At 68.3% G+C, this 26,324-nt stretch carries 17 protein-coding genes; 6 read left to right on the plus strand and 11 right to left on the minus strand.

Annotated elements, in window-relative coordinates; all coding sequences use genetic code 11:
* Positions 1–14: 14 nt before the first annotated feature.
* Positions 15–833 carry an SAM-dependent methyltransferase gene (locus ACFC1X_RS02515; RefSeq protein ID WP_376348072.1) on the minus strand — a complete coding sequence of 273 codons (819 nt, stop codon included), beginning with the start codon at positions 831–833 and terminating at the stop codon, positions 15–17.
* A 167-nt stretch (positions 834–1,000) separates the two neighbouring features.
* Between ACFC1X_RS02515 and ACFC1X_RS02520 the strand changes: the two genes are divergently transcribed.
* The 4 genes from ACFC1X_RS02520 to ACFC1X_RS02535 all read left to right on the plus strand — a co-directional run bounded on the left by ACFC1X_RS02520 (position 1,001) and on the right by ACFC1X_RS02535 (position 7,126).
* A complete protein-coding gene (locus ACFC1X_RS02520; RefSeq protein WP_376348073.1) occupies positions 1,001–2,647 on the plus strand; it encodes a phosphodiester glycosidase family protein in 1,647 nt (548 codons plus the stop codon).
* Positions 2,648–2,715: 68 nt separating this feature from the next.
* Positions 2,716–3,759, plus strand: a complete 1,044-nt coding sequence (locus ACFC1X_RS02525; protein ID WP_376348075.1) for an alpha/beta hydrolase — start codon at positions 2,716–2,718, stop codon at positions 3,757–3,759.
* A 148-nt stretch (positions 3,760–3,907) separates the two neighbouring features.
* Positions 3,908–5,266, plus strand: a complete 1,359-nt coding sequence (locus ACFC1X_RS02530) for a M64 family metallopeptidase (RefSeq protein WP_376348076.1) — start codon at positions 3,908–3,910, stop codon at positions 5,264–5,266.
* Between the two features lie 234 nt (positions 5,267–5,500).
* A complete protein-coding gene (locus ACFC1X_RS02535; protein ID WP_376348525.1) occupies positions 5,501–7,126 on the plus strand; it encodes an N-6 DNA methylase in 1,626 nt (541 codons plus the stop codon).
* Between the two features lie 9 nt (positions 7,127–7,135).
* On the opposite strand, the gene ACFC1X_RS02540 is transcribed toward ACFC1X_RS02535, so the two are convergent.
* From ACFC1X_RS02540 to ACFC1X_RS02555, 4 genes are all read right to left on the minus strand, one after another.
* The gene (locus ACFC1X_RS02540; RefSeq protein WP_376348077.1) at positions 7,136–9,265 is read right to left on the minus strand and encodes a UvrD-helicase domain-containing protein; all 2,130 of its coding nucleotides are present in this window, start codon (positions 9,263–9,265) and stop codon (positions 7,136–7,138) included.
* Between the two features lie 82 nt (positions 9,266–9,347).
* Positions 9,348–10,598, minus strand: a complete 1,251-nt coding sequence (locus tag ACFC1X_RS02545) for an McrC family protein (protein ID WP_376348079.1) — start codon at positions 10,596–10,598, stop codon at positions 9,348–9,350.
* A complete protein-coding gene (locus ACFC1X_RS02550; RefSeq protein WP_376348080.1) occupies positions 10,595–12,409 on the minus strand; it encodes an AAA family ATPase in 1,815 nt (604 codons plus the stop codon). The genes ACFC1X_RS02545 and ACFC1X_RS02550 overlap by 4 nt, the downstream gene beginning before the upstream one ends.
* An 83-nt stretch (positions 12,410–12,492) precedes the next feature.
* Positions 12,493–12,708, minus strand: coding sequence for a hypothetical protein (locus ACFC1X_RS02555; RefSeq protein WP_376348082.1), 216 nt, complete (start codon positions 12,706–12,708; stop codon positions 12,493–12,495).
* Between the two features lie 600 nt (positions 12,709–13,308).
* On the opposite strand from ACFC1X_RS02555, the gene ACFC1X_RS02560 reads away from it, so the two are divergent.
* Positions 13,309–13,584 (plus strand): hypothetical protein, encoded by a 276-nt coding sequence (locus ACFC1X_RS02560; RefSeq protein WP_376348084.1) that lies wholly within the window; start codon positions 13,309–13,311, stop codon positions 13,582–13,584.
* A 207-nt stretch (positions 13,585–13,791) separates the two neighbouring features.
* Here the strand turns inward: ACFC1X_RS02560 and ACFC1X_RS02565 are convergent, their stop codons facing one another.
* From ACFC1X_RS02565 to ACFC1X_RS02575, 3 genes are all read right to left on the minus strand, one after another.
* The gene (locus ACFC1X_RS02565; RefSeq protein WP_376348085.1) at positions 13,792–14,223 is read right to left on the minus strand and encodes a hypothetical protein; all 432 of its coding nucleotides are present in this window, start codon (positions 14,221–14,223) and stop codon (positions 13,792–13,794) included.
* Position 14,224: 1 nt separating this feature from the next.
* Positions 14,225–15,202 (minus strand): hypothetical protein, encoded by a 978-nt coding sequence (locus ACFC1X_RS02570; protein WP_376348087.1) that lies wholly within the window; start codon positions 15,200–15,202, stop codon positions 14,225–14,227.
* Between the two features lie 300 nt (positions 15,203–15,502).
* The gene (locus ACFC1X_RS02575; protein ID WP_376348089.1) at positions 15,503–16,117 is read right to left on the minus strand and encodes a hypothetical protein; all 615 of its coding nucleotides are present in this window, start codon (positions 16,115–16,117) and stop codon (positions 15,503–15,505) included.
* Positions 16,118–16,357: 240 nt separating this feature from the next.
* On the opposite strand from ACFC1X_RS02575, the gene ACFC1X_RS02580 reads away from it, so the two are divergent.
* Positions 16,358–17,128: a hypothetical protein gene (locus tag ACFC1X_RS02580; protein ID WP_376348090.1), complete on the plus strand. Its 771-nt coding sequence runs from the start codon at positions 16,358–16,360 to the stop codon at positions 17,126–17,128.
* A 714-nt stretch (positions 17,129–17,842) separates the two neighbouring features.
* Here ACFC1X_RS02580 and ACFC1X_RS02585 read toward each other — a convergent pair.
* The 3 genes from ACFC1X_RS02585 to ACFC1X_RS02595 are packed head-to-tail and all read right to left on the minus strand — an operon-like array spanning position 17,843 to position 26,308.
* Positions 17,843–19,285, minus strand: a complete 1,443-nt coding sequence (locus tag ACFC1X_RS02585) for a hypothetical protein (RefSeq protein WP_376348092.1) — start codon at positions 19,283–19,285, stop codon at positions 17,843–17,845.
* Positions 19,286–19,295: 10 nt separating this feature from the next.
* On the minus strand, positions 19,296–23,360 hold the full coding sequence (locus tag ACFC1X_RS02590; RefSeq protein ID WP_376348094.1) for an Eco57I restriction-modification methylase domain-containing protein: 4,065 nt from the start codon (positions 23,358–23,360) through the stop codon (positions 19,296–19,298).
* Positions 23,360–26,308, minus strand: coding sequence for a helicase-related protein (locus ACFC1X_RS02595; RefSeq protein WP_376348096.1), 2,949 nt, complete (start codon positions 26,306–26,308; stop codon positions 23,360–23,362). Before ACFC1X_RS02595 ends, ACFC1X_RS02590 begins: the two co-directional genes overlap by 1 nt.
* Positions 26,309–26,324: the final 16 nt, after the last annotated feature.

Genomic DNA, 26,324 nt, shown 5'->3' on the forward strand with positions numbered 1-26,324 from the left:
GCCCCGTCCGTCCGTCAGGAGCCCTTCTTCGCGACCCCGCCGTAGATGCCGATCGGCGGCGCGTCCGGCCGCGGCGTCTCCTCGGGGCGCCAGTCGGTGACCCGGACGAGCCCCGGTTCGACCAGCGCGAAGTCGCCGAACAGATCGAGGACCTCGGCGTGCCGGCGCAGGCTCAGGGACGCGGTGGCGTTGTTGTAGACGGCCGCCGCGTCCTCGCGCCGGTCCTCGTGGACGTCGCCCGTCGCGTGCGAGAGCACGAGGTAGGACCCGTCGGGCAGCGCGTCGCGCAGGGTGGCGACGATGCCCGCCGGGTCCTCCGCGTCGGAGACGAAGTGCACGACCGCCACCAGCAGCAGCGCCACCGGCCGGTCGAGGTCGATGACCTCGCGGACCTCGGGGTGGTCGAGGATCGCGCGGGGGTCGCGCAGGTCGGCCAGGACGACGGCGGTGTCCGGGTCGTCCGACAGCGCCCTGGAATGCGTACTGACGATGGGGTCGTTGTCGACGTAGGCGACCCGGGTCTCCGGGGCGATGGACCGCGCGATCTGGTGGACGTTGGGCTCGGTGGGCAGACCCGTGCCCACGTCGAGTATCTGACGGACGCCGCCCTCGGCCACCACGTGCCGGACCGCGCGGTGCATGAAGCGCCGGTTGGCGAGGACGCCCTCGCGCACCTCGGGCGCCGCCTTCATGAACTGCTCGGCGGCCCGCTGGTCGACCTCGTAGTTGTCCTTGCCGCCGAGGAAGTAGTCGTACATCCGGGCGGGGTGGGGCTTGCTCGTGTCGACCCGGTACGGGTGGGCGGCGCTCTCGCCACCGCTCAGGGAGGTCATGCGGCCTGACTCCGTCCTCAACTCGCGGGCCACCGGCGGGAGGAGCATGGCGACCGACTGTCGGAACATCATCTTGGCAGACTGCTTCTTGACGCGAGCCGGAACGGGTCGATACTTGTGCGCAGCATGCGTCGGTTGGTGTCCGTGGTCGGCACGAGGCGGGTCCAATGAAGAGCCGGACGAACCTGAGACTGAGCGCCACGGGTGCCGCACTGGGCATCATCGCCGCGCTGGGCGCACCGCCGGCCCAGGCGGCCCAGCCCTCGCCCCAGCCGTTGAGCCGCGCCACCACCCTCCCCCTCGGCCCCGGCGACCTCCCCGAGACCCGCACCACGACGACCCTCCAGCCGGGCGTCACCCTCACCCGCATCGTGCGCGGGAACGCCGACGACCCGGCACTCCACTGGACGGTGGAGGTCTCCATCCCGGGCGGCGACACCTCCCCCGACCCGGACGCGCCGCCGACGGCCCTCAAGGACCGGGCGAGCGCGGACGAACTCGCCGCCGACCTGCGGCAGAAGGGCTTCGAGGCCCGTGTCGAGCAGGTGCGGACACCACGAACGGCCGACTACCCCGGCGGCACCCTCGGCTGGCGGGTCCGCATCGGCGCGTACGACGCGCAGTCCGGCGCGACGGCCGAACGCGCCCGCCTGACAGCGGCGGGCTACACGGGATCCGCCGTGTACACGGGCTGGGACGGTGAGACCACCGACCGGGGCCCCTGGCGCGTGGACGTACTGACCGTCGACCCGCGCAGGTTCCGCGGCAGCCTCGACGCGTCGTACGGCCCCGACCTGGAGGCCCGCGAGACGACGAGCCGGCTGTCGGCGGCGGCCGACGCGACCGCCGCGGTCAACGCGGGCTTCTTCGTCCTCGACCCCAAGGCGGGCGCGCCGGGCGACCCGGCCGGGGTCGGCGTGTACGACGGGCGCCTGCTGAGCGAACCGGTGGCGGGCCGCCCGAGCCTGGTGCTCCACGACAACGCCCGCGGTACGCGGGTCGCCCGCTTCACCTGGCGGGGCCGGGTCACCGGTGCCACGGCCTCCCTGCGCCTGGGCGGCGTCAACCGCGTACCGGGCCTGATCAGGAACTGCGGCGGCTCCAAGGGCGACCTCCCCACGTCGCTGCCGCTGCACGACGTCACCTGCACCAACCCGAACGACCTGGTCGCCTTCACGCCCGAGTTCGAGGGAGGCCGGACACCCGGGGGCGAGGGGGCGGAAGCCGTACTGGACGCACACGACCGGGTGATGGAAGTACGCTCGCCTCGGGGTGGAACCCTCCCGCCGGGCGGCTCCTCGCTCCAGGCGACGGGCCGACGCGTGGCAGACCTGACGGCCCTTGCCCACGTGGGCGACCGCCTGCGCGTGAACACGACGCTGCTGGACGCCCGCGGCCACGCTTACCAGCCCTCACCCCGCACCGACATCGTGAACGCCGGTCCGGAACTGGTCCGCGACGGCCGTATCCACATCACCCCGGCCGCGGACGGCATGGTGCACCCCGACGATCCGAGCTGGTACTACGGCTGGGTGCACAAGCGCAATCCACGCACCCTGGCAGGCGTGGACGCCGCGGGCCGCACCGTACTCGTCACCGCCGACGGACGCGGCACCCGGTCCCTCGGACTGAGCATCGCCGAGAGCGCCGCGGTCGCCAGGTCGCTCGGCCTGCGCGACGCGGTCAACCTGGACGGCGGCGGCTCCACGACGATGGTGACGGACGACACCGTCATCAACACCCCGTCCGACGCGACCGGCGAACGCCCGGTCGGTGACGCCTTGTTGATCCTTCCCCGCAAGCACGGCCACTGACGCGCGTGTGACATCAGAGGACCCGCACCACAGCGCGACGAAGAGCCACCCACCCCCAGGGAGCCGCCGTGTTCGCGAACGTGCCCACCACCCCGACCCGCCCGCGCGTGAGAGCGCTCCTCGCCCCGGCGCTACCCCTGGTCGTACTCCTGGTAGTCCTGCTGGCGACCCTCACCCCGACAGCCCCGGCGCGGGCAGCGGGCCCGCCGGACGCCTCCCGCCCCGGCGCGGAGGTGGTGGCCGTCACCCAGGTCGCGGACCGGCAGGTCGACCTGTCGGTCCGCTCAACGGCCCTGGGCGGCCGCACCGTCAAGGTCCGGCTCCTCACCCCTGACGGCTGGAAGCCCTCCGCCCGGCACCACCGCCGGCACTGGCCCACGCTCTGGCTCCTGCACGGCTGTTGCGGCGACTACACGTCATGGACCGCGAAGACCGACGTGGCGCAGACCGACAGCCTGCGTGACGTGCTGGTCGTCATGCCCGAGGCAGGCTGGAACGGCTGGTACAGCGACTGGTGGAACCACGGCAAGGGCGGCGACCCGGCCTGGGAGACCTTCCACACGGTGGAACTGCGCCGCCTCCTGGAACGCGGTTGGGGCGCGAGCGGCAACCGCGTGGTCGCGGGCCTGTCGATGGGCGGCCAGGGCGCCCTGTCGTACGCCGCCCGGCACCCCGGCATGTTCAGGGCGACTGCGGCCTACTCGGGTTCGGCACACCCTCTCCTGAACGACGAGTCGACCGACCGCATCATGGGCTTCTTCGCCGGCCAGGGAGACGACCCGCTCCGCGTCTGGGGCGACCCCGTGGCACAACGCCGCATCTGGCAGTCCCACGACCCCTTCCACCTCGCCAAACGCCTCCGGTCGATCCCGGTCTACCTGTCCTGCGGCGACGGCACCACGGGCCCACTGGACCCACCGGGCAGCACGAGCGCCCTGGAGGCCGACTTCAACCGCCAGAACCACGCACTGGCGGCAGAGCTGAAGCGGGTGGGCGCGAGGCACGTGACGACGAACTTCTACGGCCCGGGAACGCATGGATGGGCTTACTGGGAGAGGGAGTTGCACGCGTCGCTGCCGATGCTGCTGAAGGCGCTGAGGGTATCCACCTGACGCGCCCACCACATCGTCAACACCCCTTGCCCAAAGGGAAGTAGACCCTTTAACTTAAGCACCGCCTGTAAGCACATTTACACCACTGCTTACGCCACTGCTTGCATCACTGCTTACGTCACTGTCGTCGTCGTGGGGACCTGGCACCGTGCACATACGCATTCGCAGATCCGCGGCGGCAACCGCCCTCGCCCTGTCCGTAATCCTGCCCGCGACCAGCACGGTAGCCGTCGCGGCCGAAGCCCCAACGGTGACGGTGACGGGAACGGAGACGGAGACGACCAGCGGGGTCGGCGTCGAGTACTTCCCCGACCCGGCCGGCGAGGGCGCCCGCACGCGGGTCCCGGCGAACAGCCCGCACACCCAGCCGCCGACGAGCCCCCGGCAGCGGACGGCCGCGCAGGACGGCGAGGTGGTCCCGATCGCCGAGACGGGCCCGACCGGCGACCGCCTCGACGTCACGATCATCGGCGACGGCTACACCGCGGCTCAGCAGGAGGACTTCCTCCAGGACGCCCGCGCGAAGTGGGACGCGGTGACGGACATCGAGCCGTACAGGAGCTACGAGGGCCTCTTCAACGTCTGGGCGGTGCAGGCGGTCTCCCAGGACTCCGGCATCACGGGCGACCCGACGCGGGACGTGACGAGGAACACCGCACTCGGCTCATACTTCTGGTGCGACGAGATCGAACGGCTGATCTGCGTCGACCTCGACAAGACAAAGTCGTACGCCGACAAGGCCCCGGCGACCGATCTGGTGATCGTCGTCTCCAACTCCACCAAGTACGGCGGCGCCGGCTACTCAGGACTCGCGGGCGACTACGGCTACGACGGCGTCTCGACCCTCTCCTCCGACAACGCCCAGTCCACCCTGATAGCGGCCCACGAGATGGCCCACTCCATCGGCCTCCTCGCCGACGAGTACCAGTACGACGGCTACGGCGACTACCCGGGCGACGAACCGGCGGCGGCCAACGTCTCGAAGCTCACCGCCGACCGGATGGCCGCGCAGGGCACCAAGTGGGCCGACTGGCTGGGAGAGACCGACCCGAGCGGCGGCGTCGTCGACACCTTCGAGGGCGGCGACTACTACGAGTACGGCATCTACCGCCCCACCGCCAACTCCATCATGCGCTCCCTGAACACCGACCAGTTCAACCTCCCCGGCCGCGAGGCGATGATCGCCGGCTTCTACCGCTCGGCGAACGCCCTCACCCCCCTGGCCGACCCCACCACCCGAACCACCCGGTTCGCCCGCCTCTCCGTCTCCCTCGCCACCCTGCCCGCCGACACCCTCGCCCGCCCCCAACTCCGCTGGTACGTCAACGGCCGCGAGGCGAGGCAGGCCCGAGGCAGGACATCGGTCGTGCCGGCGGCCCTCGGCGTCCCGTCCGACAGACGCACCCACAAGGTGACAGCCACGGTGGTCGATGCCACACCCGCCGTCCGCGACCACGTCGTCCGGAGCCTGACGTCCAACTCCGTGACCTGGGCGGTGGTGCGCTGACCGTCAAGGAGTGAGATCGCTGCCATTGGCCGCGACCGAGCGGCCGTCGGCTGCCAAGGAGCTGGCGGAGGCCCCGGGGGAGGTGCGGTACGCCACGACTGTTTGTCGCGAGGTGCTTGGCTGACCGCCACCCGGTCTTGTTAGCGTGGTCAACAAAGATTTCTTTGAAGCTCTGGCGGGCAGTGTGTACGGTTATCCATTATGGCAAACACTCCCGCGACCCCGGACGACCCCATGGTCACCGGTTCCGAGATCGCCCGGTTGGCCGGGGTCACCCGCGCGGCCGTCTCTAATTGGAGGCGCCGGTACGACGACTTCCCCGTACCGGCGGGTGGAAGTGTTAACAGCCCGCTCTTCGCCTTGGCCGACGTGCAGACATGGTTGAGTAAGCAGCGGAAGGGCCAGGACGTGTCGGAGGAGGTCCAGCTCTGGCAGGCGTTGCGGGCGGCCTGCGGTGAGGACATGGTCCGAGGGCTCGCGGCGGTTGCGGAGGTACTCGCCGCAGCCAGGGAGCCGGAGCCGGAGCAGCTTCCGGCAGATTGTGTGCGTCTGGCACGTCGCCTTGCTGAGGTCGGATCGGCCGGTGAGGTGGTGGAGGCCCTTGCGGAGCGCTTCACGGATTCCGTGCGCCGAGCAGGGTCGGACCAGGTTACGTCACCTCGTCTTGTCCGCGCTCTGCGCCATTTCGCTGGCGACGTGGCTCCCGACTCGACGGTGTTCGATCCGGCGTGTGGGATCGGTACGCTGCTTCTCGCCGTCGGCCCTGGGCGTGGGCCGCGACGGCGAGGGCAGGAAAGTGACCCCTACAGCGCCCGGCTGACCCAAATCCGTGCGGAACTTACAGGGCACACCGGCGTAGACATCGCTGCCGGAGACTCTCTCCGAGACGACAAGTGGCCGAATCTCAAGGCCGACCTCGTCGTGTGCGACCCCCCGGTGGGCGACGCAGAATGGGGTAGGGAGGAATTGCTCCTCGACTCCCGCTGGGAGCTCGGGACGCCCTCGCGCGCCGAAGGGGAGCTCGCCTGGCTGCAGCACGCCTACGCGCACACCGTTCCCGGCGGTCGAGTCGTCATGGTCATGCCTGCCTCCGTCGCCTACCGCAAGGCCGGTCGGCGTATCCGCGCCGAGCTGGTACGTCGGGGTGTCCTCACCCAGGTCACCGCTCTTCCGGCAGGCAGCGCCGCCTCGCACGCACTTCCCGTGCATCTCTGGCATCTGCGCCGCCCGCCTTCTGCGGGCGATGCCGCGACAAGCGTTCGCATGATCGACCTGACGGCGAACGATCCGGACGCCGGCCTGGAGCCCGCCCTCGATCAGATCGCGGACGTCCCCCTGATCGACCTCCTCGATGACACGGTCGACCTGACGCCCGGGCGCCATGTGGAGGAGTCGCACCGCGATTACGCGACCGAGTACCGGGCCGTCCGCGCGGAGCTGGCCGAGCAGGTGGCCAAGCTGGCCGAGCTGCTGCCGGAGCTGGTGTCGAGCGAGGGCCCCGGCGTCCTGGACGGCTCATCGGTGAGCGTCGCCGACCTCGCGCGTGCCGGACTGCTCGAGTACCGGGACGCGGAACCCGTCTCGACCAGTGAACAGCTCGACACCGGCTTCTTGCAGGGCTTCCTGCGCAGCGCGTCCAACACCCGACGCTCCACGAGTGCCAGCGGCACTTTCCGGCTCGACAGCAAGGGAGCCCGGGTTCCGCAGATGGACATCACCGAGCAGCGCCGCTACGGCGCCGCCTTCCGCAGGCTGCAGGAGTTCGAGGAGCGGGCGCGGCGGATCGCCGAGCTGAGCAGGCAGGCGGCCGAGCTGGCCCGCGACGGCATCGGCAACGGGGCTCTGCAACCACGGAAATGACGGCGGCCGTCAAGAGCCGTCCGGCACGAACGGACTGCCGACCCCGCTCCATGAGACGGCCAGCGCCTCGCGTGCCCTGGTGCAGGCCACGAACAAGAGGCAACGTTCCCGAAGCAGATCGGACTCGTGCTGCAAGGTGTCCACGGCTGCAGGCGTCACCTCGCGGACGAACGGCACCGCCCCCGCGGTCACACCGAGGACGGCGACGCAACGAAACTCCAGCCCTTTCATGGCGTGCATCGTGGCCAGACGCACCCCGTTCGCGTCGGACCCCCGACCGTCCTTGACCCGGACCACCGGCACCTCGGCCGCGGCCAGCCTGTCGTACGCCTTGTCCAGCAACACATTGAACCGGGCACACACGCCGATCTCGGACGGGTCGATCCCCTGCGCGATCCAGCCCTGGACCCGCTCCACCAGAGCCGCGACCTCAGCGTGCTCCGATCCGTACCCCGCCACCTGCGGCCTGCGCCCGTGGAGCAGCGAACGGTACCCGGCGAGAGTGTCGCTGCCCTCGCCGGCCAGGTCGTCGACAGACACCGGACTCAGAATGTCCGTCGACCAGGCAAGGATCTCCTCCGTGCTGCGGTAGTTGATGCGCAGCCGGTGAGTGCGACCGGCCACCGCGATGCCGAGGGAACCGAGCGACACCTTCGAATCGTAGATCCGCTGGTGCGGGTCGCCCGTGAGGAACAGATCGTCACTGCCGGGCGCCACAGCGCCCCGCAGCACGCGCCACTGGGCCGGATGCAGGTCCTGAGCCTCGTCGACCACCACGTGGTCGTGCGTCGGCGCTGCCAGCAGCTCGGCGGCCCGGGCGCACACCTTCAGGTGAGTCGTCTGATGGCGGTCGCGCAGCATCGACTCGAACAGCTCGACGGCGGGCCACAGCTGTTCGCGCCGGGCCGGTGACAGCGCACTGCCGCGGCCGCGCCGGGAAGCGGCGCGGTAGGCCTCCAGGGTGCGCAGGTCCTGGGCCAGCACGACATGCCGGTACTCCTGCGCGAGGAACTGCTCCGTCCACGGCAGCCCGAGCTTCTTGACGACCCGCTGCCACACCTGGCGCTCCTCCCGGTCTCCGACGGGGGAGGGCGCCTTGCCGTCGAGGCGGGCCACGACACCGTGCGCGTACGCGTTGACGGTGGTCACTTCGACCCGCTCGAGCAGCGACGCGTTCCCGTCCAGGAGGAGTTGGAGGTTCTCGCGGAGTGAGGCTGCCAGTGCGTTGGTGTACGTGGTGAGCAGAACCCGGGTGTCCGGCGAACGGCCCAGCAGGTGCTTGACCCGGTGCAGGGCCGCGACCGTCTTGCCGGTGCCGGGGCCACCGGTGACCTGCACCGGACCGCCGTACGACACCCGGTAGGCGACACGGCGCTGCGAGGGGTGCAGAAACACCCGCCAGGCCGCGAAAGGCTTCTCGAGGATGTCGGCGAGTTCGTCCGGCCCGCTGACGAGGGTGATCCGACTGCGGGTGTTGGCGATGGCGGCCGCGAGCGTCTCGTCCGGATCCGGCCCCGCGTCGACGGGACGCCGTACGGCGACCACGTCCCGGTACACCTCCTCGGGCGGGAAGCCCTCGGCGAGGTACTGCAACACCTCGAACTGGTCCTCCGGCAACAGCGTCCCGAAGGCCTCCAGCTGAGCCTTGTCGATGATCGTGCGTACCGCCCGCAGTACTTGATCGTCGATGCCCAGCTCGCGCAGCACCGTGTCCGAATACGTGGAGAACAGCAGCGATTCGGCCGTCGCGGCCGCCTTCTCCAACTGCGGGGTCAACTGCTCGATTGCCCGTATGTTGCGGACCTCCAGGGCCCGCGTCGCCGAGTTCGTCGTGTATAGGCGCTTGGCGGCCCAGGTGTAGGCGTCGTCATGCGCCACCACGTTGACCAGGAGGAAGACATCACTGCCGTCGTCCGGGGCGAGTACGACGCCCCGCCAGAAGTCGTTGATGCGGATGGTCCGCATACGGCGGTCGGCGGCCTTCTCGACCGATTCGAGATGAAGCCCCTTGTCCTGCTGCAGCTCCGGCACCGTGAGCTGTTGGAACTTCTGCATCGCCTTGCGAACGCCGTTGCGGACCGGCTTCTCGAGAGCGTCATAGCTTTCCCAGAAGCTGTTGGCAAACGCAAGCTGCGGCACGACGCGCACTCCCCACCCCGGACTGTCACTGCGTGGTCGATCATACGGGCGTGGGGGCGGGCGAGAACCCGACGCGGTCGCTTCAGCCGGTCCCCAGCCGACTCGCGACCTGAGCGATGTCGGCGAGCAGCCCCGTCGGCTCCTGGTCCAGGTCGAGCGCGTGCTGATGGATCACGATGCCGGCGTGCCGTACCCGGTGCGCGGCGTGCGAGGCATTGCCTTTCGCGTACACCAGGTGCCCCTCCTCCAGGCCCAGGGCGGTGCAGTAGGCAAGCATCTGGTACAGGTCGGCATCCGGATATCCGCCCCGTCTCTCCGCCTTGTACTTGGCGTCCGCCACCGCGCACGCGACGCCGTCCGGTCCGTACAACACGAAGTCGGGTCGCATACGGATGGCCGACGCCTCGTCGAGATGGTGGCTGTCCTGAAGCCTGGCCACCTTTCCCGACCCTCGCAGCGCTTCCCGCAGGGCGACGGTCACGAAGTCCTCGAAGATCTGGTTCATGTCGAACAGAAAGCCGTCGATCCGCAAACCCCCAGGAGCATGCTCGGCCGAGGCGCCATCGAGGAGTGTCTGGGCGAGCCGCAGGGCGCTGTGGTAGCGGGTGTTGAGCCGGGTCGGCCGCCAACGGGGCATCCGCTGCCCGCGTACGACGGGCGTGATGTCGGCCAGACGGGCCCGCTGGTGCAGCAGCCTGCGTCGCACGTCGCGCGGGACGCCCGGCAACCGCAGCATGCGTTCGACAGCGGTGCGCAGGATGCGGTTCTCGGCGATGTCGGTGGTGAACTCGTCGTACGTCAGCTCCACCGGCAGCATCGCACCGAACCGCTGTCGGATCTGATCGGCCTCCCTAATACGACCACGGACAACCAGTGAGCTGTCTTCCGTGGTCCGGTAGCCCTGCAGGAGTCCCTGACGAAGTGCGCGGTCGGTCTGCCGCTCCAAGGCGTGGGCGAGAGCGGGAACCAGGTCCCGGTGCTCGGCCACATCCACCTCCCCGTCGCGCCAGACCCCCTTGGTGTCGAGGCTGTAGCCGAGCAGGAAGAAGAGCCGCGTGATCGGCACCTTGGGGGCCACGCGTACGGTGAACGGCTCCCGCGCACCCGGCACGGTGATGTTCACGGCCCCGACTTTGCTGCCGGCCCGCAACGACCACCGGCCGGGTGTGTACGGGTCGGGCCCCGCGTCGACGATGTCACCGGCGGCCAGGGCGCGACCCACGCCGTCGGGCAGGGCAAGGCCGACGACCGTCGCATACTCGACCAGTTCGACACCGGTCGGGAGCTTCGCCGTGGCAGGACCCTGGCGGGCACCCTCTCCGGTAGCCGTCATGCCAGTGACTCTCGCAGCGCGGTCAGCCCGTACCGGGACACGACGTCCAGCCCCTCGCCGTAGTGGTGTTCCTCGAGCAGCGGCAGGATCTTCGTCCGCCAGGTCCGCTCCAGACCGCCCTCCCGGTAGACGCCCTTCTTCATCAGGTACGAGGGCCCGACGTGGAAGTCCGGATCGTCGATCCGCGAGTTCAGCACGTCGAGTAGATCCGCCGGCTCCGGATCCTTGCCCTCCCGCTGAAGCCAGCGACGCAGCAGCCCACTCGTCGGCTCGGTTCGCGGCGACAGCTCGACGAACGCGAACCGCCGCCGCATGGCCGAGTCGACGAGGGCGATCGACCGGTCGGCGGTGTTCATCGTGCCGATGACGAACAGGTTGGGCGGCAGCGCGAAATCGTCACCGGAGTAGGTCAGGCGTACCGACTTGTTGCGGTACTCCAGCAGGAAGTACAGCTCGCCGAAGACCTTGGCCAGGTTGACGCGGTTGATCTCGTCGATGACCAGGAAGTACGGGATGTGCCGGTTGCCCTCCCGGGAGGCGAGATCGGCGAGCTCGCGCAGCGGGCCCGCGGTGAGCCGGAAGGCGACCTGCCGTGTCTCCGTGTCCTCCTGCGGCCGGAACCCTTCGAAGAAGTCCTCGTAGGCGTACGAGGGATGGAACTGCACCAGCTTGACCTGCTCGGGACCGCCGCCCAGAAACTCGGCAAGCCTCAGCGCGAGATACGTCTTGCCGGTGCCGGGCGGACCGTAGAACACCAGTTGCCGCTCATCGGCGAGCAGGTCACGCACCTCGCGCAGCCACGCCGTGTCGTGCACCAGCAGGTCGGCTGCCAGTTCGGCCGTCGGCACGGGCAGCTCGGGGTCGCGGCGGGCAACGATCGCCGGCACTTCGGTGGTGGGGTCTCGATCCGTCGCCTCGGCTTCCTCGGCCAGCTCCTCGTCACTGCGCCCCAGCCCGTCGATGAGCGGAAGCACAGTGGTGAGATCGACGACATCGTGCTGCACGGACAGCTTCTGCTGCAACGCCTCTGGCAACTCGTCGTAGGGAACGCCCTTGTGCCGCCAGGCGGCTCTCCGGCGCAGGCTGGTGAGGCCGCCTTCGGAGTCGACCCGTTCCGCACCGCCGTCGACGAGACCGGCGTAGAGGAGTCCGCCGGAGATGGTGCAGACGGTGTCGCCGGGCCGCATCTGGGTCAGGAAGTAGTGCAGCTCGTCGACCATCGCCTGCTTCTGGCTGTAAGAGGCCGCAGCGTCATAGCCTTCCTGGACGTATCTGCGCAGTGCACTCTTGGTGGGGTCGCCCTCGTCGATCAACGGCAGGTGCGTCGCCGGAAGGGTGACCAGGCCGTCGGGCAGCCACAGGCGCTTCACGAGGTCGCGTCCCGCCACGTTGGACCCACGGACCAGCCATGCCTTGCGGGGTGGGCGCCAGGAGTGCCCGAGGTAGTCGACGAGCGGAAAGTCTTCCTCCGTACGCCACTCGGACAGAGCGTCCGAGCCGCGCCCGGCGACGATCGAGGCCGCGGCCGAGGGGGAGTTGCACTCGATGTCCCGGCCGGTCTCCAGATAGCCGGGCCAGCGCTCCGACTCCCGGATGGCGCCCTCCTCGATCAGCGCCTCCCGCTGTGCCGTCGCGTAGGGCCCGGTACCCGGCAACGTCTCCCGCCGCACCGGCGAACCGGCCAGTACCAGGAACTGCGGGCTGCCGTTCATCCCCATCGACGGCAGCACGCGTCCGTGCGCATAGGGTCCGCCATTCGGCAGCCGCAGCCGGAACTCCGGGTATCGCGCCTGCTCGTCGTTCAGTGTCATCGTTCCCCCAACAGGACGTCCGGCGAGACTCTACGTGGACCCGTGCACTGCAGGATGTCCACGGTGATGATTGCCGCAGCCGTCTATGGCGTCGTGCAGATCTTCGCCGTGTCGTGGCACACGCGTTCGGTGCGCCTGTCCACGGCGATCGGTTCCGCGACAGCGGGAACGCTGCTGTTGTGGCGGGTCTGGGGGATGTCGGGCCCGAGGGGCGAGCGATCCCCGTCGCCCATCTCCTGGAGGCACTCGACGGGTTCCTCGTCTCTCTGGGCTTCGCTCTGTTCCTCTTGTCCCTGCATGCGCCTCTCCCCGCCGGGAGCGGGTCTCGCGCTGGCCGCTGCGGGCGTCGTCGTCATGGCGGTTGGTTCTGCCGGCGGCGGGTCGCCGCCGGAATCCTCCGGAGCGGAAGGCTCGGTATCCGGGCAGAGGCAATCTCAGTCCACAGACCCCTTACAGACAGAGAGAAGTGGCGCGGCCTGGGAACAGAAGGTGGCTGAACTGACCGGCGGGACGGTCTCCTCGGGCGCTCCGGGGAAGCCAAGCTTGAAAGTGACCAAGCCGGGGGCGGGAACCACTGACGTGGACGTGATCGGAGCCGACGGTTCGTAAGATACGCGGCGGAGCAGCGAGGCGTGCGGGCCCAGGCATGTCTGGAAGAAGGAACACCGACCGGCAGAACCGGGACGGGGTCGAGCGTGTCCTCCACCTCCTCGAGACGCACGGAGCGCAGCTCGCCCACCCCGTGTCCCAGGTCATCACCACGATCACGGACGGGCCGGTCTCGTGGGGAGAGCAAGTCCCCGCCGGGCGCAACGAACTGGTCGAACTGCTGACTCTCGGGCACCCATTTCCGTCGCCAGGCCGATGGCCGGCTGGTCGTCGAATTCGGGCCCGACGGGATGACGAGCGCGGAGCAGGAGCTGGCGGTGCGGGCGGTCTCACAGGTCGTCGACGCCGGCCGGCAGAGTACCTGGGGAGTGATCGTCGACCGGCGCGGCCTCACGGAGGACACGGACTGGGACGGTGTGATGCTGGGAAGGCCGGTCGAGATCACCGAATGGCCTGATGCCCTGGGCCTCCGGCCGGACGTGGCGGCCCAGCATCCTCAATTGGCACGGTCGCAGGGGACTCCGGAACCTCCTCTTGTGGTGTTCGGAGCCGGTTTCGCAGGCTGAGCGCGGATACGTCAGTCCTCGTCCTCCGCCAGATCGTTGATGAGCGGAACGAAGAGAGGATGTACCGCCGAACCCTGGGCGTCCTCAGCCTCGACGCGCTCCACCCGCTCGGTGTCCTCCACCGATCCTGCCCCGAGGCTGACGCCTCGTGCCGGGTCAGCGCGCGTTCCAGCTCGGCGATCACGGGATCGGCCTCAACGGCTGCGGTCAGAGTTCCCACACCTGGTCCGGGTCGTCCAGGGCCGCCCGGACCTGGGAGAGGTCTCCGATGTCCGCGAGCGGCGAGCTCCTGGCAACGTCGACGATGCCGCGCACGACACTGTGAAGCACTTCGCCGTTGCCCTCGTCGAGTGCTCTGTCCAGCCTGGCGAACATCTCCTCGAAGAGGTTGCGCCGTTCCGCGAACGCCTGCGTGAAGTAGTCCTTGAGGACGGCTTCAGCGGCCCGGATCCGAGCGACCTCTGTGGCCTCGTAGGCCTCTAGTCGGGCCCTCTTGGTGCTTTCGACCTCATGGATGTGGACGCACTCGCGGGCGGCTTCGACGATCTGGTTCAGCGCAGCGAAGCCGTCCACCGCCTGGACGGAGCTCTTGGCCGCCTTGAAGACCTTGCCGACATGCACCTTGCTCTGGTCGGGCACCTTAATTCCCCTCGGTCAAGGGTTTGTACGTGATGGTGATATTCGCGCTGCGCTCGTCCAACTCGCCCTCGGCGTCGACGATCGGAGTCGTCGCCACGTCACGGACAGCCATGACCAGTGTCATGGCTCGCTGAAACCGTTCGGCGTGACTCAGCGGATCGAATGGTTCGGACTCCAGAAGGTCCAGTGCCTCAAGCGCCCGGAAGGTGAGGTCTGCGAGAAGCTCGCGCAGCTCCGCAACGCGGGCGTCGACGCCCTTCAGCCGAGTGTTCGTCTCATCGAGTTCAGCGATTGCCACGGTGACCTTCGCTTCGAACTCCCTTGCCTGGGTGATCGCCTTCTGGCCTCGGCCCTTGACGACGAGTCCCCCTACGAGCAGCGCGGGACCGATGGTGACGAAGTTCAGCGCCGTGGCTCCCAGGGCCATCCCGCCACCGCCCGATGCCAGCGTCCCGCCACCCAGGACGGCAAGGGTTGCGCTCTCGGCCGCGGCACCCGCCAGGCCGGAGATCGCCGCTCCGGTACTCGCGACTCCGAAGCTGCTCGCCGCCGCCGTGATTCCAGCGCCGGCCACCGCGCCCGCCGCTGCGGATCCGAGGGCCCCGCCGATCCATGCCACCGCGTCGACATCGAGACCGCGCAGCCCAGGAACCCTGGTCATGGTGGCGTCAACGCCATCCACCAGCAGCCGCTCGCTCTCGCGCACCTGTCGCTCGTTGCGACGCAGGAAGTTGCCCATGCGTACGACGACATCGACGAGCGCGTGCTTCTGCTGCTCCCCCAGTGCCTTGAGGGCGGTGTTCGTCGCCGCCAGCGCGCCCTCGGTTTGAGCTCGGCGTCGCTCGTAGCCCTGGCCGGCCTCTTCCAACCGGACTTTCGAACGCTTGAGGTCGTGGACCCCTTTGCCGCCGAGGACGACCCCGCTACCGCCGGTCGCCACACCTACACCGATGAGTACGACCGGAATGAAGAATGGCACTATCCCCCCTTGATGCCCCATGGCCCTGCGTGAACCAACAGGTCCACTCGTCCGCTTCCCCTGCTGGGTGGGACGGAAGAGGCCACGCATGCTGCTGATACACCTTGTTGGCGCTTCGAGCATGACGATACCCTGTTAGTGGTGTCAACAAGCTCCGGAACTTCGAGAGTTCGAATCTCTGTACGGGCTGGGCCCATCGGGCCGGACCGGATGCAGATACCCTCCCGTGCCCGTACACCACTTCGCTGGATGCAACCGGGAAGCGCCGATGCCTCCCTGCGGGTCCCCGGCCTCCCGGAGTTACGGTTTCGGGCCGCTGGACATGTATTGCCACACCGCGTGCTCAAGCCCTCCGCGATCGTGCCCCAGACGGTCGGCACTCTCCTCGTACACCCGGCGAAGCCCCTGATAGGTGGTTGTCTCCACGCCTGCCTCCTGGGCGAAGGCGCGCAGATGGACGTCCACTGCCACATGAGATCCTCCGGCCAGGGCGCCTAGATAGTCGACCGTCTTTGGCCCCACACCGTGGATGGCGCGAAGCAGGGAGCGATGTGCATCCTCCTTGAGCCAAATCCTCAGGTCCTCGCGCGTCTCTACCCCGCTCGCGGCGAGGAGGTCAGCGATTGCAGCAATGGCGGCAAGCTTCCTCTGGTGGGTTGTCCGCAGGACTGCACTGAGGTCTCCTTCGGTCACCCGTGCGCGGAAACGGGCCACCGTGTCCGCGTCGGGCCAAAACATCCGTAGTTCTTCGACGCGCGGCCGTACCCATCGTTCGTAGTGCCTGGCCTGCTGGAGGATCGCGTCACAGATCACTGCACCCATATGGTGCCAGCCGCCGGGGGGCAGGAAGGGGCCGTTCCCGAGGCTGACTTCCACATGGACCGCGAGCTTGGCGACGTCTTCTTCGATGGTCACGACCACATGATGTGGGCCCGTCACCCCTTCGTCGATGGCTCACTCGATTCATGTTCGGGCCGGCAGCGGAGAGGCTTGCCAAAGTGTCGCGATCCCCGGTTTCCCACCCCCAGATTGGCCGATGAGCGACACACTGGACCCGGACAGCGACGGGGGTGGGTGCGGATGGCACGTCAGGCATGTGACGGATGGGTCCACGGCCTCAAGGGGCAGACACTCTGCTTCACTGGCAAGGTCGTCGTGGACGGCAAGTGGATGGTGCGCAGCGAGTGTGTCCGTAGAGCCAGGCAGCGCGGCGCGACGACGAAGACGGACTTCTCCGGGGGAGTCGGTCTCGTGGTCCACGGCGACCTCGCCGGCAAGCAGGTGTCCGACATGAGGCGGAACTACAGCGACACCCTCGTGGCCGCGGTCCATGAGCGCGGACTGGGCCGTCACGTCCACGTCGTCAATGGTGACGGTTTCGGTAGCTTGGTCCATGGCTTCCCCGCACGATGCCTGGAGCTTCGCTCTCCTGCGCGGGGAGGAGGCGCCCCAGTAGTGGTACCGCCAAATGTCACCTTCGATGTTCTCGGCGCCCCCCTCCAAGCGCGGAGGAGTGGCCGGCACGCGGTCCGGGAGCTGAAGGTGGACCTCAGTTCCCTGGACGAGGGAACTGCCGCCCACGAACGAACCGTGGGAGCGCTCATCAAGCACATGACCCGCCGAGGGGTCGAGGTTCACACGTTCGCTCGGAACAGCCCGAAATTCGACGCGGGCTGGGCAGTCGGGAAGGAACTCTTCGTGGCCGAAGTGAAGAGCCTGACCGGTACGACACAGGATCAGCAGATCCGTTTGGGCATAGGCCAGGTACTTGACTACGCCCATCAGCTTCGGAAGCGTACGGGTAACAGTCCGTCGATACGGCCGGTCCTGGTGCTGGAGAAGAAGCCCGCGGACGACAGGTGGAACGACCTGGCGAAGGCGGTCGGAATTCAGCTCACCTGGGCACCGACATTTCGCGGACTCTGATCGGCCGTGCCGATGACGGCATGCCGTCACAAAGAGAGGCTTCGGTGCGCTGGGCGGCGCACGCGGCTCATTCCGGTAGCGCCTTTGCTGCGGGAGGGGGAGCTCCGTGGAGTGTGTGCGCAAGCCGCTCACCGGCCGGGGGAACACCACCGCCCAGCCGGTCTTGCCGCCCGGCGGATACGGTTCCTTGCTCCAGCCGTCGGCGAGGGCGGTGACGATGAACAGGCCACGGCCCGACTCCTCGTGAAGTGGCGGAGGCGAAGTCCGTCACGGGAGACGGGCGCCGGTCCCCGCGGGCGAGCCGGCGAACGGGGGATGGGTGAGGGCTGGGCGGAAGTCGCGGCCCGGGACACGGCCGTGCAGCGCGGCGTTGGTAGCGAGCTCTGCGACGATCTGCTCCGTACGGTCGGTGACGTGACCTCTGCCAAGCGCGTAGCTGCTCGTACGCGAGGAATCGAGCGAGGCGGGCGCCCCGACGGGTGGACGAGAATCGCTGGGTGAACATCCGTACATCGGCCGGGAGCACCCTGAGAGACCAGCCACCACGCCCGTCCCGCTCCCGATCCCCACAGCACCACCCGCCCCCACCACAGGTCGCCGCTCAGGCAAGCGTGTGACAACGCGAACCTCGACTTCGCATTGGGTTGTCGGTCATGCGGCGCTCCCTTCGAGGGTGATGCGTGCTCTGGGCAGCACAGGTGGATGGGTGGTTGGTCAGGGAGAAGGGGTGGTGTCCTTGCCGATGCGCAGACCGGTTCCCGCCAGCAAGCACAGCGCGGCCAGGACCGAGACGACGCAAGCGGCTCCGAAGACGTTCGAGTGCTCGTCCGCGAACATGCCTGCGGCGGTCAGGCCGAGGAATACTCCGGAGGTCTGCCAGCCGGTCCCTGGTGGCATGGGGCCCGCGGTACTCCAGCGGATGCGGGGGATCCACAGACGCAGGAGCTCTGCGACGGCTGCGCAGGCCACAAGCCGGGACGTGATCATCAGGGAGAGGGAAGCGGTGTTGTCTCCGAGCTCGCCCACGCCGATGACGGTTGTCAGCGTGAAGTAGAGAATCGGGACCAGCCAGGCAGGGTTCGCCCGGGTGCCGGGAGTGGGGTGGGGCTCGCTGGCCCCATCGGTGACCTTGGTGAGACTGACGGAGGCCGTTGCGTTCTCCGGAGTGCGGAGTGCCGGGACGCAGGAGATCGGCGGTGCCTTGGGGACTGGGCGGAGCGCACGGTTCTCCGCGCGGCGGATGCGGCGGCCCGCATTGCCGTAGGTTTCGATGTGGGCCGACAGCTGTGCCTGGAGGACGAGCAACTTCTCGGCCATGGCGTCGAACTCAGACCTGCGCGCGGCTGCGAGCCGCGCGGCCTCTTCTTCGGCGGCGGTGAGTCGGCCTAGGGCGTCGGTGTGCAGTCGAGTGGCCTCCTTGCACGCCTCGTCGGCGGTCTGTGGGGCCTCGGACAGTTCCTCTCGCAGGCGGACGCGTTCGGCGTCGATGATCTCAGCGATGCGGTGGCGTTGGTCCGGCGGCAACACGCGTGGGGCGCGGGCCTCCGCCCCTGCGAATACGGACTGACGCCACTCCAGGAGCGGGCGGCCCCGGTGCTCGCCGATGCCGTTGATGTGGACCTTGTCGCCCTTGGTGCGGTGAATGTAAAGGACATCGACGCCCTTGCCGTTGGGCGCCCTGCCCCAGCTGACGCGCTCGAAGTCGGCGGCAGTCCGGATGCCGCGGGCAGTGAGGTCGCGGATGAGTCCCTTGCCGATGCCGTTCACCTCCTTTGAGGTGAGGTACGTGCGGCTGAGTGTGCGTTCGATGGACTCGCGGCGCAGGACGGCCAAGGCACGCGTCTCCTGGCTCTGGCGTTTGCCGTCCAGTCCGTTCAGCTGCTGGTTGAGCGACGCCTTCTGGCGTTCCTGTCGCTCGTGGATGCGCTGAAGCGCCTTGCCGTGCGTCGCCTCGGCACGGTGGCGGTCCTGTGCCTCGCGGTTCAGGCGTCGTTGGTCGGCGACCTCGAACGGGAGTCGCTTGTCGAGGAGGCGGCGGAGAGCGCGGATGGACTCGAGGAGTTGGCGGCGCTCGGCGCGGAGCTCGGAGGGAGAGAGGACGGTGGCTGGTGGGACGGGGGTCGACCCATCCCGTTGCGTGGGTGTGCTGTCGATCAAGGGAGTGCTTTCAGCGGGCGGGGTGTCGAGGGCCGTGGTCCGGGGGCGGGGTCAGGGTGGAGGTGTAGTTCTCGCCGTCCACCAACGGGTTCTCCAGGCTGACGCCGGCTGCGGCCATGCGGTCGTACTCGGCGAGGATTAGTTCTTTGGTGCGGTAGGTGCCGTATGTGGAGACGTCCTTCTGCTTCACAATGGGGAACGTCTCCATGACGTAGTCCACATCATCACGCTGGACTCCAAAAAGGTGGAAGAACAACGCGTCCAACTCCGCCCGGATGATTGCACGACGCTCGTCATTCCATTGGAATGGTCCGCCTGTATCAGCTAGGTTCTTGGCGAAGGAGCTTATGTCATAAGTGGTGTATATGAGTCCTAGAGCGCGGGGAGTGATGAAGTCTCTATGGTGGGAAAGCTGGTCAGGAGGAAGTGCGGGAAGCTGCATGATGTAGCCGTATGTGAGATGTGTTCCGCCAATTTTCTGGCGGGCCACATAGTCGAGGACGAAAGACGACAGCTGCGAGTTGAGTAGTACGCAATCCTGAGGGGATTTCGGGAATATGAGCGGATAGGTGTGTCCTATGGCAGCCAGGGGCGCCACCGTGCTGATCGCAGTTCGCTCATCGGTAGCGCGGCAGATGTCACGCCACCCGAGAAGCCAGTTGTATGTCCATCCTCTTTGGGTCAGCTTGGCTGCCACATTCGACGCTGGAACCCAGTAACGGGGCAGCACTGCTAACTGTGCATCCTGCTTGGCTTCGGGAGTGGTCCGCGGCAGTACCGAGTCCACACGGTCGGCGGAACGTTCACGGTAGTCGCCGAACCGGTGATCGTAATGGTGAAGCATTTTCGCTTCGTACAGCGGGACCATCTGTGCATCATCCCGTGTGAAGACATTTCCCCTCAGTTGCCAGCCCTCGCCTTCCAGGTCTTCGCGGGTACGGAAGAGATGTGAGTCGTTGGCCATGTCGAACATCCTCATGAAAGAAAGGCTCCAGGGGTTGCTGCCGCCCTGTCCGCTGGCATCGGGTTCTCTCATGAGGACGGGTGCGCGCCTGTAGATGCCGAGTGTTATCTCGGCATCTCGACTCTTTTTGAAGACTGGACAGCTTCCTGTGTTGGGGTTGACCAGCGCAATCTCCTCTGGTGAGAGATGGAAAGTGCGACCGGCTTCGTCTAGTTCGCTAGGCAATCCTAGGTCGAAGGCGAACTTTGTCGACTTGCTTCCGCCGATGCGGCCGCTCGCAATGAGCAGACAGAACCTGACGTCTCCGTGACCCACATTCTTGAAGAGCCCACGGTTGTTCCGGAAACCGAAGACGGCCACAAGTTGTTTCGAGTGAATGACATCCCGAATGAACGGCGCCGTCGTTGCGTCGCTAACAATTCCCGTTGGGACGATCAGACCGAAGCGCCCTGCCGTGTCGAGCAGTGAGCGGCCACTCTCGGTGAAGACGGAGTATGTGTTGATATCTCCCCGTCCCGTGAATGGGTACCGGCCGCCGTTGCGCATGAAGTGGCTTTCGCCCTCAGCCTTACGTCTGGCCGCTCCGAATTCAGCATACAATGCATGGCCGTTCGAGTCCCCCTTCAGCCCGGCGATCAGCTTCTTGCGTGCGGCGGCGTTCCTCGCGGTTGCGATTGCCGTATCACGTTGCGCGAAGAACTCCTGTTCCTGGATCTTGATGCGTTCCCATGGAGGGTTGCCCAGCACACAAGAAAACCCGTCAGCCCACCCCACGGACGGATCAACGTCGCCGTCCGCAGTCTCTGAGACCATGAAGACCTCCGGGAATTCCAGGTGCCAGTGGAAGAACCTATACTGGTGAGCCAGCCGGATGATCTCCTCGTTCGTGCTCACCGGAATGCCCGCGCCCGCGCTCTGCAGATCCCGGAAGACCCCTTCCGTGACCGGGGTAGGTGCGCCCTGGACCTTGGGCCAGACGAAAGCCGCGCACCAGGCGTCGCCGATGTGCAGGGCGCGGAGATAATCGGCGGACTGCTCCAGGTCGCGGAAGCGGCTCGACTGGAGACGGACGTCGCGCAGCGTGTCTGCCGAGGCGGCGGTGATCTCGCGCAAGCCCGCCGCGAAGGCCGCGTTGGAGACCCAGATACGCTCCTCCGTGTGGAAGCTCAGCTGTCCGCCGCGCTCCGCCGCGTTCCGCTTCTTGATGGCGGACGCCACCCTCTTGTCATCGCCCTCGATCGGCTTGAAGGCGTCGTCCGGGATGCCCTTGGTCAGCATTGCCGGCGTGGCCCCGATCAGTGCGTTGCCGTGCTTAATGTGGGCGTCCAGGAAGCCCAGCGGCTTGCCGGGCTCCAACGCCTCCAGCCACAGGGACACCTTGGCCAGCTCGACCGCCATCGGGTTGAGGTCGACCCCGTAGATGCACCGCGCGACCACCTCGTGCAGCGCGTGTCGCACCGCGTCGATGGTCGGCTCCGGGTTCCGCTCCCGAACCGCAGCCAGCCGCTTTGCGATGCGCCGTGCCGCGGCCACCAGGAAATGGCCCGAGCCGCAGGCCGGGTCGCAGACCGTCAGCGAAAGCAGTTCGCGCTCGATCGCATCGCGGGCGTCCGGCTCGCCCGAGCGCGTCGCCCGGATCTCCCCCCGCTTCACCGCGTCGTCGATCACCGGGTCCAGCGCCGAGTCCAGCAGGCACTCGATCAGCGAGGATGGGGTGTAGTACGAGCCCGTGGTCTTCCTCGCGTTGCCCGCCAGCTCGATCAGCTCAAAGGTGCGCTCCGTCGCGTCGTGCTGCGGGACCAGCTCCAGCAGGGACTCGTAGATGGAGCCCAGCTCCTCCGCGTCCAAGTGGCGGTAGTCGACCACCCGGTTGCGCTTGCTGTTGGTGTCCCGCACGATCGACAGCGCCCGTACCGCCTCCAGCAAGGGCTCGTTCGACAGAGACAGGGTGTGCAGGACCTTGTCCGCCTCCGTGTCGTCGAAGATACCGCCGAGGCCGGGCAGGCCGAGCTCCTCCAAGCCCTCGTCATTCCCCAGGCCCGACAACACGAAGCGCAGCGTCCGGTACAGGTCACCGTGTGCCGTGCCCCGGCGGCGCTGGGCGTGCCGGCGCAGGCGGGCCGACGAGAAGTACGTCGCGTAGCGCTCCTTCGCCGTGTCGTCCGCCGACGGGGACAGCAGGACCTCCCGGTCCTCCGCGACGAACAGGAACAGCAGGCGGTAGACCATGCGCAGGAGCCCGTAGTGGAAGGTCTTGACGTCTACGGTCTCGCGCAGCTCGCGGTTGTCCGGGTGCTTCAGGAAGCCCGTGCCCAGGGTCGTGATCGCCCGCTGGACGCCCTTCCGGAGCTGGTCCAGCGCTCGCGTCCCCTGCGCGATCGCCTCCGTGCGCCACTTCTCCAGCCAGCACGTCGAGGGTGCCGCGTTCTCCGCGACCTCGAAGCGGGACACGTGCAGCAGTCGGTACAGCAGGACGAACTCGCTGAACAGTTCGCCGTCGAAGATCGCCTCCAGGTCGAACTCGACGTACGACGCTGTCGCCAGCGCGCTGGAGTCGCGCAGCAGGCGCACCTGACGGCCGTTCGTCAGCAACCCCCACAGATGGGCCTCGGTGCGGTTCAGGCACTCCTGGAGCATCGACTGCGGTGGCACCGTGCCCGCGCCACCGGGACGCTTGTCCAGGTTGGCGTTCCACGGGGTCTGGTGCATGAGCGCGTGCTGCCAGCGGTGCGAGACCTGGAAGTGCTTCTCCGTGTCCGAGTTGGCCGCGACGCCCTCCGTGCTGATCGGCGTCAGGCGGCCGAAGCCCAGCTCCTGCCACAGCGGGGCCAGCCAGTCGGCGACCGCACGGCCCGTGGGGTCGGTGGCCGGCAGGCCCATCTCCCGGTCCTCGGGGAGGTGCTTGCGCAGGTCGCGCCAGAGCGGCTTCAGGTACTCCCAGCTGCGTTCTGCCTCGTCGCGGACAGAACGGGACGACGGCAGGCCGTAGTCCGCGGGCTTCGAGCCCGGGACGTCCTTGCCCTCGGAGATGCGCAGCAGCATGTCGGACGGCAGCAGGCCGCCGACCGTGTGGACGGCGGTGAACACCTGGTGGCGGGTCGTGGCGGACATCAGGCGGACGCTCCAGACGCAGCAGCGGGGTTGGCGGGGAGGTAGAGGTACGCGCCCAGCACGTCGGCCGGCTTCTGGGCCGTCACCGACAGGCCGCGGACGATCTCGCCGGAGGCCTGGCGTACCCGGCGGTGCGAGGAGTCCAGCTCGGCGGCCAGTTCGTCTCCGTACGACTCCAGGTGGCCGGTCGACTCGGGGAGTTGGCCGAGGATGCGCCTCATCATGCGTTCGCCGAAGTGCGGGTCCGTGTTTCCGGACGCTGTCACGTCCAGCAGCGCTGCCGCGCGCTCCTGCGACAGCCACACCGCGTTCTTCGGGGACCCCTCGAAGGCGAGAAGCCGCGCGTCCTCCGCCACCAGCTGCTTTTCGCCGCTCCGCGACGGCAGGGTCAGGTGGAAGCGGTAGCGGACCAGCAGCAGTGTCGTGCTGGTCGACACCGCGTCCGTCGTCACCACACCACAGCGGCGTGCCGGGCGTGCACCGTCCGCCTCGATGTCCAGGGCAGAGTTCAGGATATGGGACGCCAATGCGCCCACCACCGGGTCCGTGCGTACCAGCGCGACCTCGCCCCGCGTCACGGCCGGATCTTTCCGGAACGCGATCGGACGGTCCCCCTCGATCACCTCCGCGCCCACAGCAGTGGCCAGAGCGTCCCTCAGGCCCGCCGGTGTGCCGCCCACCTGTGCCGTGAAGTCCGACGACGTCTCACCGGCACCCCGCAGCACCGCGCCGAGAGCGCCCAGGGACTCGCGGACGAACGTCTCCACCTCTCCCGTACCGCCCAGCGCCTCCCGGACAGCCGCGACCTCGCGGGCCACCTCCTCCGGGTGGATCGAGCGCTGCGCGAACCGGGAACGGGAGGCCGTCTCGCGCTCCGCCGCCGAGTTCCAGTCGCTGTCCAGCTTCGCCGTGCTCACCTTGAACGCGTCCGCGCCGAACAGCGCGCCGTCGTCCTCACGGCCGCGCATGAGCAGCCACTCGACGATCGCGTCCGTCACGCCCGTCGACAGCTCGTCCGGGACCGACACCGAGATGCCCAGGTCCTTCTTGATCTGGCGGTGCTTCTTGATGAGGACTTCGAGGACCTTGCCGTCGATGCCGTTGTCGTCGCCGTACAGGGTGATGACGCGGACCTCGTCCCGCTTCTGGCCGTAGCGGTCGACACGGCCCTCGCGCTGGTCGTGGCGGGTCGGGTTCCAGGCCAGGTCGTAGTGGATCACCGCGTCGAAGTGGTGCTGGAGGTTCACGCCCTCCGACAGGCAGTCCGTGGCGATCAGCACCCGGCGTGCGGCGGCGTCCTCGCCGGCCTCCGCCGCCAGCGCCTCGATGTTGTCGATGCGCTGCTGGGGCGAGAGTTCGCCCGTGACCGCCTTGACCACTGTCTTCGCGCCGAGCGGGCCGCGTTTCCTGGTCGCCGGGTCGTTCGCGAGCTGCTCGGCGAGGTACTTGGCCGTGGGGATGTAGCGGCAGAAGACGATCGGGTGGTAACCGTCGGCCAGCAGCGACTTGAGGTGCTTGATCAGGGCCTTCAGCTTGAGGTCCTGCGCCGGGCCCTCCAGCTCCGCCGCCCGGTCGGCGAGCTCCGCCAGCCGCGAGCGCGTGTCGTCCTCCGCGGTCTCTGCGCCCGGTGCTACGTCCATGCCCTCCATCGAGTCGCTGTCCGCCGCGTCGCTGTTGAGCGGGGCGCCGAGCTTGTCGGCCTCCTCCGCCGACGCCGCGACCGCCGCAGCCGACCGCGTCCGCAGGGTCTGCGACGCCGCCCTCGGCGAGGACACCAGCGAGCGCAGTAGGGCGATCGCCGACCACCAGGCGATACGGGCCTCGCGGCGGCCCCGGCCGTCCGCCTCCTCCACACGCTCACTCGCGTACGCGATCGCGTCGTCCAGCAGGGCCCGGTACTCCGGGGACAGCTTGTACGTCTCGTCCTTGAAGAAGCGATCAGAGGGGAACGCGGTGCGCTCCGCGAGCGAGTCGTCGGTCAGACCGTCCGCCTTGGTGAGGTACCGGCGGACGTCCGCGCGCTTGCGGGCCACGAAGTGCTGGGCCAGGAGCTTCCTGCCCGCCTCCGACTCCAGGTCCACGGAGGCCAGCTCGGGCTTGACCAGGCCCAGCAGGTTGCGGAACGCGGACTCCTTGCCGCTGTGCGGGGTCGCCGTCACGAGGAGCAGATGCCGGTCCGCGTCATCGGCGACCCGGCGCAGCAGCTCGTAGCGCAGTTGGTTCTGCGTGCCGGTTTTGGTGTCGTCGGCGGCCACGCAGGTGTGGGCCTCGTCGACGATCACCAGATCGGGACAGTGCCGGACGAAGTCGTCGCGGTGGCGGGTGGACTTGATGAAGTCCGTGGACACGATGACGTGCGGGTAGCGGTCGAAGAGGGACTGGCCCAGGTCGAGCCCCCGTTCAAGACGGGTGACCGTCGACGACAGGACCAGTTCCGCGTCGATGCCGAACTTGCTGCGCAGCTCCCCCTGCCACTGCTCCGCCAGCGCGGGGGAGCACAGCACTGCGAGGCCCGTCGCCTCGCCCTGCGCGAGCAGTTCGCTCGCGATCAGGCCCGACTCGACGGTCTTGCCGATGCCGACGTCGTCGGAGATCAGCATTCGGACTGTCTTCTGACGCAGGGCCATCAGCAGCGGGACCAGTTGGTACGCACGGGGTTCCACCGCGATGCCGGCCAGCGAGCGGAACGGTCCCGCGCCTGAGCGGAAACCGACTCGCAGGGCGGTGCGCAGCAGGCCTGCGGCCCGCTGGTCGCCGAGGTCGCCCGGTTCGGGGGCGGCGAAACGGGCCTCCTCGACCGTCTCGAACACCGGGAAGACCGCGGCGACGTCGTCGTCCGAGCCGCCCAGGGGGCGCAGCACGAGCAGGTCGGGCTTGCTTTCGGGGAGTACTACCCATTCACGGCCGCGGGCCTTCACCAGGGAGCCGGCAGAATACGTGAGTGCCATGTGTGTCGTCAAGTCC

Source organism: Streptomyces sp. NPDC056128, assembly GCF_042263835.1.
In the GTDB taxonomy this organism is placed as follows: domain Bacteria; phylum Actinomycetota; class Actinomycetes; order Streptomycetales; family Streptomycetaceae; genus Streptomyces.

Excerpts from the sequence above, each read along its gene's own strand:
- ACFC1X_RS02515 (WP_376348072.1), bottom strand. The coding sequence starts at position 833 with ATGACCTCCCTGAGCGGTGGCGAGAGCGCCGCCCACCCGTACCGGGTC.
- ACFC1X_RS02520 (WP_376348073.1), top strand. The coding sequence starts at position 1,001 with ATGAAGAGCCGGACGAACCTGAGACTGAGCGCCACGGGTGCCGCACTG.
- ACFC1X_RS02535 (WP_376348525.1), top strand. The coding sequence starts at position 5,501 with ATGGTCACCGGTTCCGAGATCGCCCGGTTGGCCGGGGTCACCCGCGCG.
- ACFC1X_RS02545 (WP_376348079.1), bottom strand. The coding sequence starts at position 10,598 with ATGACGGCTACCGGAGAGGGTGCCCGCCAGGGTCCTGCCACGGCGAAG.
- ACFC1X_RS02550 (WP_376348080.1), bottom strand. The coding sequence starts at position 12,409 with ATGACACTGAACGACGAGCAGGCGCGATACCCGGAGTTCCGGCTGCGG.
- ACFC1X_RS02555 (WP_376348082.1), bottom strand. The coding sequence starts at position 12,708 with ATGCAGGGACAAGAGGAACAGAGCGAAGCCCAGAGAGACGAGGAACCC.
- ACFC1X_RS02560 (WP_376348084.1), top strand. The coding sequence starts at position 13,309 with ATGACGAGCGCGGAGCAGGAGCTGGCGGTGCGGGCGGTCTCACAGGTC.
- ACFC1X_RS02590 (WP_376348094.1), bottom strand. The coding sequence starts at position 23,360 with ATGTCCGCCACGACCCGCCACCAGGTGTTCACCGCCGTCCACACGGTC.
- ACFC1X_RS02595 (WP_376348096.1), bottom strand. The coding sequence starts at position 26,308 with ATGGCACTCACGTATTCTGCCGGCTCCCTGGTGAAGGCCCGCGGCCGT.